14 protein-coding genes are annotated in these 15,352 nt (G+C 72.3%); 4 read left to right on the top strand and 10 right to left on the bottom strand.

Annotation, left to right across the window (positions count from 1 at the left end; all coding sequences use genetic code 11):
• Nucleotides 1-90: 90 nt before the first annotated feature.
• Genes CHR28_RS16510 through CHR28_RS16465 form a run of 10 tightly spaced genes read right to left on the bottom strand, consistent with a single transcriptional unit; the run spans nucleotide 91 to nucleotide 10,642 of the window.
• Nucleotides 91-1,617 (bottom strand): NADH-quinone oxidoreductase subunit N, encoded by a 1,527-nt coding sequence (locus CHR28_RS16510; RefSeq protein ID WP_094054419.1) that lies wholly within the window; start codon nucleotides 1,615-1,617, stop codon nucleotides 91-93.
• Complete coding sequence (locus tag CHR28_RS16505) at nucleotides 1,614-3,188, bottom strand: complex I subunit 4 family protein (protein ID WP_094054418.1); 1,575 nt, start codon at nucleotides 3,186-3,188, stop codon at nucleotides 1,614-1,616. Before CHR28_RS16505 ends, CHR28_RS16510 begins: the two co-directional genes overlap by 4 nt.
• Nucleotides 3,189-3,194: 6 nt before the next feature.
• Nucleotides 3,195-5,189 carry an NADH-quinone oxidoreductase subunit 5 family protein gene (locus tag CHR28_RS16500; RefSeq protein WP_094054417.1) on the bottom strand — a complete coding sequence of 665 codons (1,995 nt, stop codon included), beginning with the start codon at nucleotides 5,187-5,189 and terminating at the stop codon, nucleotides 3,195-3,197.
• Nucleotides 5,186-5,593, bottom strand: coding sequence for an NADH-quinone oxidoreductase subunit NuoK (gene nuoK, locus CHR28_RS16495; protein ID WP_094054416.1), 408 nt, complete (start codon nucleotides 5,591-5,593; stop codon nucleotides 5,186-5,188). Before nuoK ends, CHR28_RS16500 begins: the two co-directional genes overlap by 4 nt.
• On the bottom strand, nucleotides 5,593-6,387 hold the full coding sequence (locus tag CHR28_RS16490; protein WP_256984274.1) for an NADH-quinone oxidoreductase subunit J family protein: 795 nt from the start codon (nucleotides 6,385-6,387) through the stop codon (nucleotides 5,593-5,595). The genes nuoK and CHR28_RS16490 overlap by 1 nt, the downstream gene beginning before the upstream one ends.
• Nucleotides 6,384-7,199 (bottom strand): NuoI/complex I 23 kDa subunit family protein, encoded by an 816-nt coding sequence (locus CHR28_RS16485; RefSeq protein ID WP_094054415.1) that lies wholly within the window; start codon nucleotides 7,197-7,199, stop codon nucleotides 6,384-6,386. The genes CHR28_RS16490 and CHR28_RS16485 overlap by 4 nt, the downstream gene beginning before the upstream one ends.
• A 2-nt stretch (nucleotides 7,200-7,201) precedes the next feature.
• Nucleotides 7,202-8,170, bottom strand: a complete 969-nt coding sequence (locus CHR28_RS16480; RefSeq protein ID WP_094054414.1) for a complex I subunit 1/NuoH family protein — start codon at nucleotides 8,168-8,170, stop codon at nucleotides 7,202-7,204.
• Nucleotides 8,167-9,633, bottom strand: coding sequence for an NADH-quinone oxidoreductase subunit C (locus tag CHR28_RS16475; protein WP_094054413.1), 1,467 nt, complete (start codon nucleotides 9,631-9,633; stop codon nucleotides 8,167-8,169). Before CHR28_RS16475 ends, CHR28_RS16480 begins: the two co-directional genes overlap by 4 nt.
• Entirely contained in the window at nucleotides 9,630-10,244 is a 615-nt protein-coding gene (locus CHR28_RS16470) for an NADH-quinone oxidoreductase subunit B (RefSeq protein WP_094054412.1), read from the bottom strand. Before CHR28_RS16470 ends, CHR28_RS16475 begins: the two co-directional genes overlap by 4 nt.
• Entirely contained in the window at nucleotides 10,235-10,642 is a 408-nt protein-coding gene (locus CHR28_RS16465; RefSeq protein ID WP_094054411.1) for an NADH-quinone oxidoreductase subunit A, read from the bottom strand. The genes CHR28_RS16470 and CHR28_RS16465 overlap by 10 nt, the downstream gene beginning before the upstream one ends.
• A 258-nt stretch (nucleotides 10,643-10,900) precedes the next feature.
• Here CHR28_RS16465 and CHR28_RS16460 point away from each other — a divergent pair, with 258 nt between their 5' ends.
• From CHR28_RS16460 to CHR28_RS16445, 4 genes are all read left to right on the top strand, one after another.
• On the top strand, nucleotides 10,901-12,109 hold the full coding sequence (locus CHR28_RS16460; protein ID WP_094054410.1) for a sensor histidine kinase: 1,209 nt from the start codon (nucleotides 10,901-10,903) through the stop codon (nucleotides 12,107-12,109).
• Nucleotides 12,110-12,219: 110 nt separating this feature from the next.
• Nucleotides 12,220-13,581 carry a sensor histidine kinase gene (locus tag CHR28_RS16455; RefSeq protein WP_094054409.1) on the top strand — a complete coding sequence of 454 codons (1,362 nt, stop codon included), beginning with the start codon at nucleotides 12,220-12,222 and terminating at the stop codon, nucleotides 13,579-13,581.
• Between the two features lie 327 nt (nucleotides 13,582-13,908).
• Nucleotides 13,909-14,568 (top strand): LuxR C-terminal-related transcriptional regulator, encoded by a 660-nt coding sequence (locus CHR28_RS16450; protein ID WP_283974152.1) that lies wholly within the window; start codon nucleotides 13,909-13,911, stop codon nucleotides 14,566-14,568.
• A gap of 158 nt (nucleotides 14,569-14,726) precedes the next feature.
• Nucleotides 14,727-15,352 (top strand): 2-oxoacid:acceptor oxidoreductase family protein (locus CHR28_RS16445; protein ID WP_179272468.1); only part of this gene is annotated, 626 nt, incomplete at its 3' end.

Raw genomic sequence — 15,352 nt, 5'->3', positions numbered from 1 at the left:
CCGAGTGCCCTGCGCGCGCGTGGTGAAGCCCCTGGGACGTCGTTCGCGTGAGTGGTACGTCCGTTCCGCTCTGCTGGTCGGTTCGCCCGGTCAGAAGAGGCCGGTGTCGGTGAAGCGCAGCACCAGCTGGGGCGCCCCGGAGAGGGCGACGCCGAGGACACCGGTCACGGCGAGCGCGGCGGTGAGGGGCGCGGGGATCCGGTGCGGCGCGGCCTCGCCCTCGGGGGCGGCGCGGAAGAGCAGGGCCGTCCACTGGAGGTAGTAGAACAGCGCGATGACGACGTTCACCGCCATGATCACGGCCAGCCAGCCGAGGCCGGCGTCGACGGCCGCCGAGAAGACGGTGACCTTGGCGAAGAGGCCGATGATGCCCGGCGGCAGCCCGGCGAGGCAGAGCAGGAAGAACGCCAGGAGCAGCGCGGACAGGGGGTTCGACGCGTACAGACCGCGGTAGTCGGCGACGCGGTTGAGGGTCTTCGTGCGGCCGACGAGCGCTGCCACGGCGAAGGCGCCGAGGTTCACGGCGCCGTACATCAGGGCGTAGGCGACGGTGGAGCCGATCGACTTCTCGGCGTCCCCGGAGTACGCGGCGGCCGCGATCGGGACCAGCAGGTAGCCGGCCTGGCCGACGGACGACCAGGCGAGCAGGCGTACGGCGCTGTACGCGCGCGTGGCCTGCTGGCGGAGGGCTCCGACGTTGCCGACGGTCATGGTCAGCGCGGCCAGGGCGGCCAGGGCCGGGCCCCAGACGTCGGCGTACGACGGGAGGGCCACGACCGTGACGAGGATGAGGCCGCTGAAGCCGACCGCCTTGCCGATGACCGACAGGTAGGCGGCGATCGGCAGGGGCGCGCCCACGTAGGTGTCGGGGACCCAGAAGTGGAAGGGCACGGCGGCGGTCTTGAACGCGAAGCCGACCAGGGTGAGGACGACGCCGGTGTCCGCGAGCGTGTGGAGCTGACCGTCGACGTCCTGGACGCGGTCGGCCAGCTGCGTGAGGTACAGGGTGCCGGTGGAGGCGTACAGGAAGCTGATGCCCAGGAGGCTGACCGCGGTGGCGGTGACCGAGGACAGGAAGAACTTCAGGGCCGCCTCGGAGGACTTCCTGTCGCCGTACTTCAGGCCGACCAGCGCGAAAGCGGGCAGGGACGCGACCTCCAGGGCGACGATCAGGGTGGCGAGGTCGCGGGAGGCGGGCAGGAGGGCGGCACCGGCCGCGGAGGACAGCAGCAGGAACCAGTACTCCCCCTCCGGCAGCGCCTTGCGGGCGTCCTTCAGGGCGGTGACCGACAGCAGGGCGGCGAGGAGCGCGCCGCCCAGGACGAGGAACTGGATGACCAGGGTGAAGCGGTCGGCCGTGTAGCTGCACACGGCCGCGTCGCCGGTCAGGCAGAAGGTGCTGCGGTCGCCGTCCAGGAGCGGCAGCAGCATCAGCGTGGCGGCGGCCAGTCCGGCCACCGATGTCCAGCCGAGGAGCGCCTTGCGGTGCTCGGCGACGAACAGGTCGGCGACCAGGACCGCGAGTGCGACGACCGCCGCGATGGTGGGCGGTGCGATCGCGAGCCAGTCGACGGACTGGACGAGGGAGGCGGCCAAGGGCTGGGCCGGGGAGCTCATCGGGTGCCTCCTGCGAGGAGCTGCTGGACGGCCGGGTCGCTCAGGCCGAGCAGGGCCTTGGGCCACAGGCCCGCGACGACGGTGAGGACGACGAGCGGGGTCCAGGCCGCGAACTCGTAACTGCGGACGTCGGTGAGCCGCGGGGCGTCCTGCGGCAGGGCGCCCATGCAGACGCGGCGGACCACGATCAGCAGGTACGCGGCCGTCAGCAGCGTCCCGAACGCGCCGATCGCCATGAAGGTGAGGAAGGCCGGGCGGCTGAGGCCCTCGGCGGGCTGGAACGCGCCGAACAGGGCGAGCATCTCGCCCCAGAAGCCGGCCAGGCCCGGCAGCCCGAGCGAGGCGACGGCGGCGAAGGCGAGGAGGCCGCCGAGGCGGGGCGCCTTGCCGTACAGGGCGGCGCCGGTCTCCGCGGCGAGGGTGTCCAGGTCGGTGGTGCCGGTGCGGTCCTTCAGGGCGCCGACCAGGAAGAAGAGCAGGCCGGTGATGAGGCCGTGGGCGATGTTGGCGAACAGGGCGCCGTTCACGCCGGTCGGGGTCATCGTGGCGATGCCGAGCAGCACGAAGCCCATGTGGCCGACGGAGGAGTAGGCGATGAGGCGCTTCAGATCGCCCTTCGCGCCCTGCTTGGCGAGGGCCAGGCAGGCGAGGGATCCGTAGATGATGCCGACGACGGCCAGGGCGGCGAGGTACGGGGCGAAGGTGCGGAAGCCGTCCGGTGCGATGGGGAGCAGGATCCGGACGAATCCGTACGTACCCATCTTCAGCAGGACGCCGGCCAGCAGGACGGAGCCGACGGTGGGAGCGGCGGTGTGCGCGTCGGGCAGCCAGCTGTGCAGCGGCCACATCGGCGTCTTGACCGCCAGCCCGAGACCGATCGCCAATACGGCGATGACCTGCACCGATGTGGTCAACGACCGGCCGTTGTCAGTGGCGAGTGCCATCATGTCGAACGTGCCCGCCTTGAGCCCGATCAGGAGCAGGCCGAGCAGCATGACCACGGATCCGAGCAGCGTGTAGAGGATGAAGCGCCACGCGGCCTGGCTCCGGCCCTCGCCGCCCCAGCGGGCGATGAGGAAGTACATCGGGATGAGGACCATCTCGAAGGCGAGGAAGAACAGCAGCAGGTCGAGGACGGCGAAGGTCGCGAGCGTGCCGGACTCGAGGACGAGCAGCAGGGCGACGAAGGCCTTCGGGGCCGGACCCGCCGGCATCTTGAAGTACGAGTAGAGCGCGCAGAGGAAGGTCAGCAGCGCGGTCAGGACCAGAAGGGGGAGGGAGATGCCGTCGATGCCGAGGTGGATGCGCACGTCGAGTGCGGGGATCCAGCTGATGTCGGTGCTGGCCTGCATCTTCGACGGCTGGTCGTGGTCGAAGCCGAGCGCGAGGACGATCGCCGCGATGAGGACGGCGCCGGTGACGGTGACGCCGTGCCGGAGCACGGCCTGCTCGGGTGACTTCCCCTTCAGCCCGGGCGGGGCCGGCAGGAGAGCCGCGGCGGCGCCGAGGAGCGGGCCGACGACGACGAATGCCAGAAGGAACTGCATCACGGACTCGTTGATATCGATCACGCCTGCTCACGCTCCCGTGGCGACGAGGACGACGGCGACCGCGAGGACGACGGTGCCGGCGAGCAGCGCGCTCACATAGGTCTGGACGTTGCCGGTCTGGGACCGCCGTACGGCGGTGCCGAGCCAGCGGGGCAGCGCACCCGCACCGCGCACATAGGTCTCGACGACCTCGCGGTCGAGGAACCGTACGAGGCTCGCTCCGGCCTGGACCGGCCGGACGAAGAGGGCCGTGTACACGGCGTCCAGGTGGAAGCCGGCGGCGGCGTGCCGGTGCAGCGGGCCGAGCAGGAGCCGTCCGGGGTCGGCGGGGTCCGGGGCGTAGGCGATGTCGCCGTAGGCCGGCTCGTGTGCGGCGATGGCCTCCGCCTCCACGCGGGCGGCGTCGCCCTCGGGGTGGGCCGCCACGGCGCCCAGCGGGACGCGGGCCGCGAGAGCGGTGGTGTGCCGCCAGGCGGCGTAGGTGACGATGCCGCCGACCAGGGCCAGGCCCGTGCCGAGCACGGAGGTGGTCAGGGTCGGGCCCAGGTCACGGCCGTCGAACCAGTCGGGCAGCACGCGGAAAGCGAATCCGCCGAGGGCCAGGGAGGGGACGGCCAGCACCCACAGCACCACGGTCATCGTCAGCGGCTGCCTGCCGTGGTCGGGGGCCTCGGCGCCCCGGCCGCGGAAGGCGAGCAGCCACAGGCGCGTCGCGTACGCGGCGGTGAGGACGGCCGTGAGCAGGGCGGCGACGAGGACGATCCAGCCCGCGGCGGCGGGCTCGTGCTCGGTGTGTCCGGTCACGACGTGCTCGGCGACGCCGAGGACGGCCTCCTTGGAGAAGAAGCCGCTGAACGGCGGGATCGCGGCGAGCGCGAGGAGCGCCACGGTCATCGTCCAGTAGGCGTCGGGGATCCGGTCGCGCAGGTTCCGCATGCGGGACATCGCGGCGAGGGAGTTGGTGCCGGCGGCGTGGATGATCACGCCGGCCGCGAGGAACAGCAGCGCCTTGAAGGCGCCGTGGGACAGGAGGTGGAAGACGGCGGCCCCGCGGTCGCCGACGGCGAGGGCGCCGGTCATGTAGCCGAGCTGGCCGATCGTCGAGTAGGCGAGGACGCGCTTGATGTCGTCCTGGGCGAGCGCGGCGAGGCCCGAGCCGGCCATCGTGACGGCGGCCATGACGGCGAGGACGACCATCGCGGCCTGGGAGGCCTCGAAGACCGGGAGGAGACGGGCGATGAAGTAGACACCGGCGGCGACCATCGTCGCGGCGTGGATGAGCGCGGAGACGGGCGTGGGGCCCGCCATCGCGTCGGGGAGCCAGGTGTGCAGCGGGAACTGCGCCGACTTGCCCGCCACGCCCGCCAGGAGCAGCAGGGCGATCGGGGTCGGGTGGTCGAGCCCGCCGCTCGCGACGGTGCCGAGGATCCGGGTGATGCGGAAGGAGCCGGCGTCGGTGGCCAGGGCGAACAGGCCGATCAGGAAGGGGACGTCGCCGAGCTTGGTGACCAGGAAGGCCTTGAGGGAGGCGGCACGGGCCTGAGGGGTCTCCCAGTAGTGGCCGACCAGGAAGTAGGAGCAGATGCCCATGACCTCCCAGCCGACCAGCAGCACCATCAGATCGCCGGTGTAGACGACCAGCAGCATCGCGGAGGTGAACAGGGAGACGAGGGCGGCGTAGGAGGGGTAGCGCGGGTCATCGCGCAGGTAGCCCGTCGAGTAGATCTGCACGCAGGAGGCGACCAGGCCGACCAGGACGGCGACGAGGGCGGCGAAGCCGTCGATGTGCAGGGCCAGTTCGATCGGGACCGAGCCGGTGGGGGTGAGCTCCGTGGCCGCGTCGACGGCCGCGCCACCGCCCTGGCGCGCGGCGACCAGCGCGGCGAGCACCAGGGCGGCGAGCGTCGGCAGGACGGCGAGGGGGCGGACGAATCCGGGGGCCGTGCGGCCCAGGAGCAGGCCGGCGACGGCGCCGAGGAACGGAAGGAGGGGGACGAGGACGGCGAGGGTGGTCGTGGTCACGCGGTGGCCTCAGCCTTCTGGGCCTCACCGGCCGGGCCGGACGTGCGAGCGTCGTGGCCGGGTCCGTCCGGGCCGTCGGGGTCGTGCCGTTCGGCGGTGTCGCGGAGCTTGTCGATGTCCGAGGTGCCGCGGTTGCGGTGCACGGCGAGGACGATCGCCAGGCCGATGCCGATCTCGGCGGCGGCGATGGCGATGGTGAACAGGGTCAGGGCCTGGCCGGAGTGCAGCGTCTCCTCGGCGGTCCTGCTGAGCCAGACGTCGAAGGCGACCAGGTTGAGGTTGACGGCGTTGAGCATCAGCTCGACCGACATCAGGACCAGGATCGCGTTGCGGCGGGCGAGGACGCCGTAGAGGCCCGTGCAGAAGAGGAGGGCGGAGAGCACGGCGGGATAGGCGAGGTGCATCAGCGGGTCCCTTCCTGCTCGCTCGGGGCGGCCGGGCCACTCGTGGCCGGGGGGCTTCCCGCCGGAGGGTTTCCCGGCGGGGTGCTTGCGGCCGAGGGGTTTCCGGGCTTGGTGCTTGCGGCCGGGGAGCTTCCGGGCTTGGTGCTTGCGGCCGGGGGGCTTGGCGCCGGGGTGCTTTTAGGCGGGGTGGGTTCAGCCGGGGGCGCCGCTTCGGCCTTCGCCTTGCGGGACAGGACGATCGCGCCGACCAGGGCGGCGAGGAGGAGGACGGAGAGGGCCTCGAAGGGCAGGACCCAGTTCTGGAAGAGGCTCGCACCGGTGGCCTCGGTGGAGCCGGCGGCGGGGCCGTCCAGGTCGATCCAGATGGTGCGGAAGGCGTCGACGACGACCCACACCAAGGCGGCGGCCGCGGCGACAGCCACGGTGAGGGCCGCCCAGCGGTTGCCGGAGTCGGCGTCCGGGGAGCGGCCGATGGGGGCCCTGGTGAGCATCAGACCGAACAGGAGGAGGACGACGACGGAACCGACGTAGATGAGGACCTGCACCCAGGCGATGAACTCGGCGGTGAGCAGGAGGTACTCCACGGCCAGGCCGCCGAGGGCGACCACGAGCCAGAGGGCGGCGTGCACGAGTTGCCGGGTGGTGACGGTGACGATCGCGGCGCCGAAGGTGACCAGGCCGACGAGGAGGAAGGCGATCTCGACGCCGGTCGGGGAAAGGAAGCCCCGGGTCTCGGCGGCGGCCGTGAAAGTCGGGCCCGAGCCGAGGAGTCCGGCGGCTGCGGCGAGGGTCATTCCTGGCCCTCCTGCTCAGGGGTCTGCTGATCGGAGGTCGGCTGACCCGGCGTCGACTCGCCCGGCTTCGACTGGCCCGGCTTCGGCTGGCCCGGCGCCGGCTGATCGGAGGTCGGCTGACCCGGCGTTGCCTGACCCGGCTTCGACTCGCCCGGCGTCGGCTGGTCCGCCCTTGGCGTGTCCGGCTTCGGCTGGTCGACCTGTTGTTTGGAGGCGCCCTGGGGGCGGGTGGGCTGTTCGGCGGCGCGGGCCTGCTCGTCGGCGTGGGGTGTGGTGGCCGGCGGGGTCTGCTGGGCGGCCAGCTTCTCGGCGGCCTTGCGGGCGGCGGCGAGTTCCTTCGGCTCCTCCGCGCCGGGGTCGAGGGCCGGCGGGGCCGGGACGGTCCACATCCACTCCCGGAGCTTGTCGCGCTCGTGGGTGAGGTCGCGGATGTCGGTCTCGGCGTACTCGAACTCAGGGGACCAGAACAGGGCGTCGAAAGGACAGACCTCGATGCAGATACCGCAGTACATGCACAGGGAGAAGTCGATGGCGAAGCGGTCCAGGACGTTGCGGCTGCGTTCACGGCCTCCCGGGGCCGCCGGCGGGACCGTCTCCTTGTGGGAGTCGATGTAGATGCACCAGTCCGGGCACTCGCGGGCGCACAGCATGCAGACCGTGCAGTTCTCCTCGAACAGGCCGATCACGCCGCGGGAGCGGGGCGGGAGCTCGGGCTGGACGTCCGGGTACTGCGCGGTGACGGACTTCTTCGTCATCGTGCGGAGGGTGACGGCCAGGCCCTTGGCCAGGCCACTTCCTGGGATCGGGGCCATGGTTACTGGATCACCACCTTGACGATGCCGGTGAGGGCGATCTGGGCGAGGGAGAGGGGGACGAGGAGGGTCCAGGAGAGCTTCTGGAGCTGGTCCTCGCGCAGGCGCGGGTAGGTGACGCGCAGCCAGATCACGAGGAAGGCGAGGACGGCGGTCTTGAGCAGGGTCCAGACCCAGCCGAGTCCGTCGGCGCCCCAGGGGCCGTGCCAGCCGCCCAGGAAGAGGACGGTGGTCAGACCGCACAGGACGACGATCCCGGCGTACTCGGCGAGGAGGAACAGGGCGAAGCGGAGGCCGGTGTACTCGGTGTACGCGCCGAAGATGATCTCCGAGTCGGCGACGGGCATGTCGAAGGGAGGGCGCTGGAGTTCGGCGAGGCCGGCGACGAAGAAGACGATCGCGCCGACGATCTGCCAGGGCAGCCACCACCACTCGAAGGCGTCGAGGATGCCGGGGAGCGAGACGGTGCCGGCCGCCATGGCCACCGAGGCGGCGGTCAGGAGCATCGGCAGTTCGTAGGCGAGGAGCTGGGCGGCGGTGCGCAGGCCGCCGAGGAGGGAGAACTTGTTCGCGGAGGCCCAGCCGGCCATCAGCGAGCCGAGGACGCCGACGCCCATGACCGCCAGGACGAAGAAGACGCCGGCGTCGATGACCTGCCCGACGGCTCCTTCGTCGGGGCCGATCGGGATGGCGAGCAGGACGAGGAGGTAGGGCAGGAGGGCGACGGCGGGGGCCAGTTGGAAGATGCGGCGGTCGGCGCCCGCGGGGACGACGTCCTCCTTCTGCGCGAACTTCACGCCGTCGGCGATCAGCTGGGCCCAGCCGTGGAAGCCGCCGGCGTACATGGGGCCGAGGCGGCCCTGCATGTGGGCCATGACCTTGTGTTCGGTCTGGCCGATGATCAGGGGGAAGGTGAGGAAGACGACGAAGACGATCAGGAGTCGCAGGGTGACGTCGAGCACGTCGTTCACCGCGGGCCTCCCGTGGAATCTGCGGAACCTGTGGAATCTGTGGAACCTGTGGGCTTTGTGGGACCTGTGGGCTTTGTGGGATCCGTGGAATCTGTCGGGTCGTCGGGCTCAGCCGGTTCCGTGGGCTCGGTGGGTGCCTCGGGCTCGCCGGCTTCTTCGGGCTCGGTGGGTCCTGTGCGGGGTTCCGGCTCGGGCCCGCCCGTGGGTGCCTCCGGCGCCTCCGAGGGCTTCGGGGCCGGCAACGGCGCCGCCTCGGGGGACGGTTGGGGGGCCGGTTCGTCGAAGGCGGGGCGGGCGTGGTGCCACGGGGCGTCCGCGCTGCGCGGCGCGCGCGGGGCCCGGCCCGGCTCGCTGTCGCCGCGGTCGGTCGCGGCCCGCTGGCTCGCACTGCCCTCCGACGCGCTGCGCGCCCGGCGCGGCCCTGCGGGCGCACCCGGCTGCGAGCGTCGCGACGCCGGGTCCGGTGCCGCCGTCTCGGGACCGGGCGCCGGGGAAGTCCGCTCACCGGGCGTGGCCTGGCTCGCCGAGCCCTGCGACGCCGCCTGACCTGCCGAACCCTCCGACGCCCCCTGGCTCGCCGAGCCGCCCGACGCCGCCTGGCCTGCCGAGCCCTCCACCGCCGCCTGGCTTGCCGGCTCCTCGGCCGCCGAACGCGTGCGGCGTGGACGAGTCGCAGGCGGCGTGTCCGTCTCGCCCGCAGTGGGGGACGGTCCACCCGCGGCCGCGGCCGCGTTCGCAGCCGCCGCCTGGCTCGCCGAGCCCTCCGACGCCGAGCGGGTGCGGCGCACCGGACGGTCCCCCGCCGCGCGCACCGGGCGGTCCCCCGCCGCGCGGGCCGGACGGTCCCCCGCCGCGCGGGCCGGGCCGCGGGTCGGGCGGGTGGGGGCCGGGGGGAGTTGGCCCTTCAGGGGGCCCCATTCGTTCGGGTCGGGGACGCCGGGCGGGAGCATCTGGCGGCGCTTGGGGCCGCCGTGCTCCGACTCGCCGGGTTCCTTCGCGCCGGGCCAGGCCTTGGCGACCCGGGCGGCGAGGACGAAGTCCTTGCGCAGGGGGTGGCCCTCGAAGTTCTCGGGCAGGAGCAGGTGGTCCAGCGCCGGGTGGCCCTCGAAGGTGACGCCGAACATCTCGTGCGTCTCGCGTTCGTGCCAGGCGGCGCCCGCGTAGACGCCGATGGCCGACGGCAGGGTGGCGGCGTCGTGCGGGACCGTGGTGCGCAGCAGGAGACGGCGGACCGGGGAGAGCGCCGCGACGTGCGCCGAGACGCGGAAGCCCGTGCCCGGTTCGTCGACGGCGCTCAGCCAGTCGAAGTAGGTGCAGCCGAGCCGGTCGCGGGCGGTCTCCAGGGCGGTGATCCAGGCGGACGGCGGTACGTCGACCGTCAGGACCTCGTAGGACTCCTCGGCGGTGGCGTCGGGGCCGAAGAGTTCCCCGGCGTCGGCGGGGAGCCAGCCGACCGCGGTCATCGGCCCTCCTCAGTCGTCTGGCCGGAGCCCGCGGGGGCCGGCGGCTGCACCAGGCCGCTCTGCAGCGCCGCCGTCGAGGGGCGTCCGGCACTCGTCCCGTACCGCTCCCCCAGCGACTCGCGGGCGATCTTCTCCTGGAGCTTGAGGATGCCCTGGAGCAGCGCCTCGGGCCGGGGCGGGCAGCCGGGGACGTAGACGTCGACGGGGATGATCTGGTCGACGCCCTTGGTGACGGAGTACGAGTCCCAGTAGGGGCCGCCGCAGTTGCTGCACGCGCCGAAGGAGATGACGTACTTGGGCTCGGGCATCTGCTCGTACAGGCGCTTCACGGCCGGGGCCATCTTGTCCGTGACCGTGCCGGAGACCACCATCAGGTCGGCCTGGCGCGGGCCCGGCGCGAAGGGGATGACGCCGAGGCGGATGAAGTCGTGGCGGGCCATCGACGCGGCGATGAACTCGATGGCGCAGCAGGCGAGGCCGAAGTTGAAGACCCAGAGCGAGTAGCGGCGGCCCCAGTTGAGGATCACCTTCATCGGCTCGGGCGCGAGGCGCGCGAGGGCGCCGAGCCGCTTCGGCTCGGGCAGCAGCACGGGCTCGGGGGTCACGTCCATGCCAGGACGCCCTTCTTGTAGGCGTAGAGCAGGCCCACGGCCAGGAAGCCGAGGAAGATGAACATCTCCACCAGGGTCGTCGCGCCGTAGCCGGGGGCGGCGAAGACGGTGGCCCAGGGGAACAGGAAGATCGAGTCGACCGCGAAGATCACATAGAGGAACGCGTAGACGTAGTAGCGGACCTGGGTGTGGGCCCAGCCCTCGCCGACGGGGTCGACGCCGCACTCGTAGGTCAGGAGTTTCTCCGGCGTGGGCACCACGGGCCGCAGCAGGCGGCCGGCCCCGAAGGCGACGGCGACGAACAGCACGCCGACGACGGCGAGCAGTCCGACGACCGAGTAGGACTGGAAGTAGTCCGCCGCGACGACGGTCGTGGTGACGACGGTCCGTTCCGGCACGTCCGTCCCTCGCTCCCTGAAACTCGGACTGGATCCTGCGCCGAGACCGCGGCGTCCCGGCCCTGCCGGGAGGCGTCCCGGCCCTGCCGGGAAGCGGGCGCCGCTGTTCGACGATCTGTACGCACGGGAGTCTAGGCCCTGATAAAGGCAGGGTAAGCAGCCCGTCACGCCCCGGCATGCGGGGGTGGGGTTTTCCTCAGTGGATCCTGGCGGTCCACCTCATGGCGCGGTGGTGCGCCGCCGGGCACGCTTACGCGTATGACCGAACGCTTCCCGTCCCCCGGCACCTCCGGGGCCATCACGGCGGCCGGGCGGGACGACCGCCCGCCCCCGCCCCGCCTCGCCTACGACCGGCACACCTGGAAGGAGATCGCGCACCTCCTGGCGAACCTTCCGGTCGCGCTGCTCGGCTTCACCTATGTCGTGACGGTGCTGTTCACCGGTCTCGGGCTGACCCTCACGGTGGTCGGTTTCCCGCTGCTGGCGGCCGGGCTCATGGGGGCGCGGCAGCTGGGCCGGATGGAGCGGGCGAGGGCCCGGGCGCTGCTCGGGGTGCGGGTGGACGAGCCGAGCCGGCTGCGGCTGCGCGGCGGGGGCGGTTTCTTCCAGCGGTTGTGGATGCAGCTGAAGGACCCGGTGGGCTGGCGCACGGTGCTGTACGAGTTCGTGCGGCTGCCGTGGGGGGTCTTCACGTTCTCCTTCACGCTGGCGTCGCTGTTCGTGCTGTGGCCGGTGCTGCCGTTCGTGGCGCGGGGTCTGACCAACGTGGACCGGGCCATGGTGCGGGGGCTGTTGTCGCCCTCGGACGAGCTGGAGCGGCGCATCGCGGAGCTGGAGTCGGACCGCGGGGTCGTGGTCGACACGGCCGCGGCGGACCTGCGGCGCATCGAGCGGGATCTGCACGACGGGGCGCAGGCCCGGCTGGTCAATCTGGCGATGGGGCTGGGTCTGGCGAAGGAGAAGGTGCTGGAGGACCCGGACGCGGCGGCGGCGATGGTCGAGGAGGCGCACGGCGAGGTGAAGCTGGCGCTGCAGGAGCTGCGGGACCTGGCCCGGGGCATCCACCCGGCGGTGCTGACCGACCGCGGCCTGGACGCGGCCCTGTCCTCGGTCGCCTCGCGCTGCACGGTCCCGGTCAAGGTGACGGTCGACCTGCCCGCCCGGCCGGCCGCGGCGATCGAGGGCATCGCCTACTTCACCGTCTCGGAGCTGCTGCAGAACGTCAGCAAGCACAGCCGGGCGAAGTCGGCGTCGGTGGAGGTGTGGCGCACGGACGACCGGCTGCTCATCCAGGTGTGGGACGACGGCCGCGGCGGCGCCCGTCTCGACGGCGGTGCGGGGATGAAGGGCCTGGCCGACCGGCTGGACGCCGTCGACGGCCTGTTCGTCCTGGAGTCGCCCGAGGGCGGCCCGACGACGGTCACGGCGGAACTGCCGTGGCGCGACCGGTCGGAGGCCGCCGGGTAGGGAAAACCCCCCGTCCAAGACGCCGACGGACTCCATGGTCCGCCGACCTGCGGCGGAGCAGGGTGGAGGTAGCAGAGCACAGCCGCAGGACGAGGAGAAGGACGACGCCGATGGCCACGGAGTACGGACAGGGATACGGGCTCGACAGCGGGTCCGGGTTCCCCGGGAGCACCGAACGGCGGCACCGGCTGCCGGCCGCCCTGCGCGCGCCGGTCGAGGGCCGCACCTGGCGCGAGCTCGGTTACGTGCTGCTGAGCCTGCCGATCAGCGTCCTGCTGTTCACCTACGCGGTCACGATGGTGTCGCTGGGTGCGGGCCTGCTGGTGACGTTCCTCGGCATCCCGGTCCTGGCGGGGGCGCTCGCCGGATGCCGCGGCATCGGGGCGCTGGAGCGGGTGCGGGCCAGGGCGCTGCTGGACCTGGACGTGGCCGAGCCGGAGCCGCTGCGGATGAAGCGGCAGGGCGCCATGGCGTGGATGGGCGCCGTCCTCAAGAGCGGCACCTCCTGGCGGGCGCTGCTGTACTCGGTGCTGCATCTGCCCTGGGCGGTGTTCTCGTTCGTCGTCACGGTGAACGTCTGGGCGCTGGGCTGGGGGCTGCTGACCTACCCGCTGTGGTTCTGGGTGTTCCCGGCGTACGCGGGGCAGGACGGGATCCAGCTCTACGGCGACGAGACGCACCGGATCTACCTGGACAACCCGTTCGAGATCACGGTGACGGCGCTGGTGGGGCTGCTCTTCACGATCGCCACGCCATGGATCGTGCGGGCGCTGACGATGGTGGACCGGCTGCTGGTGCACGGGCTGCTCGGGCCCTCGCGGCTGGCGTCGCGGGTGGTGGAGCTGGAGTCGGACCGCGGGGTCGTGGTCGACACGGCGGCGGCCGATCTGCGCCGCATCGAGCGGGATCTGCACGACGGGGCGCAGGCCCGGCTGGTGGCGCTGGCCATGGATCTGGGTCTGGCGAAGGAGAAGCTGCAGGAGGACCCGGAGGCGGCCCAGCGGATGGTGGACGAGGCGCACGGCGAGGTGAAGACGGCGCTGCAGGAGCTGCGCGACCTGGCGCGGGGCATCCACCCGGCGGTGCTGACCGACCGCGGCCTGGACGCGGCCCTGTCCTCGGTGGCCTCCCGCTGCACGGTGCCGGTGCAGGTCGAGGTCGACCTGGCGCAGCGGCCGGCGCCCGCGATCGAGGGGATCGCCTACTTCACGGTGTCGGAGCTGCTGCAGAACGTCAGCAAGCACTCCCGGGCGACCTGGGCGGGCGTGGAGGTCTGGCGGACGGAGAACCGGCTGATGCTGCAGGTCGTGGACAACGGCGTGGGCGGCGCCGAGGTCGCCCCGGGGTCCGGGCTGGCGGGTCTGGCGGAGCGGCTCGACGCGGTGGACGGGATCCTGGTGGTCGACTCGCCCGCGGGCGGCCCGACCCGGGTGACGGCCGAGCTGCCCTGGCGCGGGGAGCACGTGAGGTGATCCACGCGGGGGCCCGGCCCCCGCGGAACGCCGTGACGGCCGGAGGGCACCGCCCTCCGGCCCCGGCCGTTGCCCGTCCACGTGTCCGTCCACGCGTCCGTGCACGTGTTTGTTCACGCGGACATTCACGCGTCCGTGCACGGACGGGTGACACCACCCGAACGGATCGGCCGGGAAGCCTTTCCCGCCCTCACCCACGCCTTTCCCGCCCCCGCACACCCCCGGGCCTGAAATGCTGGTACCCGTCGCACGGGTGGGCGCGGAGCCGTAGGGGGCCGCGGACGGGCGGCGCCGGGCTGTGGGGGGCCGAACATCGTGGAGGACAGGGTGCGGGTGGTCATCGCCGAGGATTCCGTGCTGCTCAGGGAGGGCCTGACCCGGCTGCTGACCGACCGGGGGCACGACGTCGTCGCCGGGGTCGGAGACGGCGAGGCGCTGATCAAGACCATCACGGAGCTGGACGCGCAGGGCGAGCTGCCGGACGTGGTCGTGGCCGACGTGCGGATGCCGCCGACGCACACCGACGAAGGGGTCCGGGCGGCGGTGCAGTTGCGCAAGGCCCACCCGGGGCTCGGCGTGCTGGTGCTGTCGCAGTACGTGGAGGAGCGCTACGCCACGGAGCTGCTGGCCGGGTCCAGCCGGGGCGTGGGCTATCTGCTGAAGGACCGGGTGGCCGAGGTCCGCGAGTTCGTGGACGCGGTGGTCCGGGTGGCCGAGGGCGGGACGGCCCTGGACCCGGAGGTGGTCGCGCAGCTGCTGGGCCGCAGCCGCAAGCAGGACGTGCTGGCGGGCCTCACACCGCGCGAGCGGGAGGTGCTGGGGCTGATGGCCGAGGGGCGGACGAACTCGGCGATCGCCCGGCAGCTGGTGGTGAGCGACGGGGCTGTCGAGAAGCACGTGAGCAACATCTTCCTCAAGCTGGGGCTGTCCCCGAGCGAGGGCGACCACCGCCGGGTGCTGGCCGTGTTGACATACCTCAATTCGTGAAACTCGTGACATGTGGGACAGAGCGTCTCGAAGGTCTCAAAGTCGTGTCCAACATGCGAATGACCCAGGGAAGGCGATCCTTGCGGTCGTAGGGTTGATCTGGGAGGGCCTGCGGGAAGGTCTGTCCCGGACAGCCGCCTCTAGGGAGGTCCAGTTCAGTGACCAGCCAGGTCAGTAGCCCAGCGGAGCAGGCCGACGGAGCAGTCGTAGGAGAGCAGCGCAAAGCGGCGGGCGCGAAGGACGTCCGGCGTCTGGACCGGGTGATCATCCGGTTCGCGGGGGACTCGGGTGACGGTATGCAGCTCACCGGTGACCGTTTCACCTCGGAGACGGCGTCGTTCGGGAACGACCTGTCGACGCTGCCGAACTTCCCGGCCGAGATCAGGGCGCCTGCCGGGACGCTGCCGGGTGTGTCGTCGTTCCAGCTGCACTTCGCCGATCACGACATCCTGACGCCGGGGGACGCGCCGAACGTGCTGGTCGCGATGAACCCGGCGGCGCTGAAGGCGAACATCGGGGACCTGCCGCGCGGCGCGGAGGTGATCGTCAACACGGACGAGTTCACCAGGCGGGCGATGCAGAAGGTCGGCTATGAGGTGTCGCCGCTGGAGGACGGGTCGCTGGACGGCTATCACGTGCACCCGGTGCCGCTGACGACGCTGACGGTGGAGGCGCTGAAGGAGTTCGACCTCACCCGCAAGGAGGCCGAGCGCAGCAAGAACATGTTCGCGCTGGGTTTGCTGAGCTGGATGTATCACCGGCCCACGGAGGGCACGGAGAAGTT

This window comes from Streptomyces sp. XY006, assembly GCF_002237655.1.
GTDB lineage: Bacteria > Actinomycetota > Actinomycetes > Streptomycetales > Streptomycetaceae > Streptomyces > Streptomyces levis.
Note: the sequence above shows the minus strand (reverse complement) of the source record. Positions and strands in the feature narration are given on the sequence as shown.

What these genes read in the sequence shown, in the direction of transcription:
- CHR28_RS16510 (WP_094054419.1), bottom strand. Translation starts at nt 1,617, where the DNA reads ATGAGCTCCCCGGCCCAGCCCTTGGCCGCCTCCCTCGTCCAGTCCGTC.
- nuoK (WP_094054416.1), bottom strand. Translation starts at nt 5,593, where the DNA reads ATGCACCTCGCCTATCCCGCCGTGCTCTCCGCCCTCCTCTTCTGCACG.
- CHR28_RS16490 (WP_256984274.1), bottom strand. Translation starts at nt 6,387, where the DNA reads ATGACCCTCGCCGCAGCCGCCGGACTCCTCGGCTCGGGCCCGACTTTC.
- CHR28_RS16485 (WP_094054415.1), bottom strand. Translation starts at nt 7,199, where the DNA reads ATGGCCCCGATCCCAGGAAGTGGCCTGGCCAAGGGCCTGGCCGTCACC.
- CHR28_RS16475 (WP_094054413.1), bottom strand. Translation starts at nt 9,633, where the DNA reads ATGACCGCGGTCGGCTGGCTCCCCGCCGACGCCGGGGAACTCTTCGGC.
- CHR28_RS16470 (WP_094054412.1), bottom strand. Translation starts at nt 10,244, where the DNA reads ATGGACGTGACCCCCGAGCCCGTGCTGCTGCCCGAGCCGAAGCGGCTC.
- CHR28_RS16460 (WP_094054410.1), top strand. Translation starts at nt 10,901, where the DNA reads ATGACCGAACGCTTCCCGTCCCCCGGCACCTCCGGGGCCATCACGGCG.
- CHR28_RS16455 (WP_094054409.1), top strand. Translation starts at nt 12,220, where the DNA reads ATGGCCACGGAGTACGGACAGGGATACGGGCTCGACAGCGGGTCCGGG.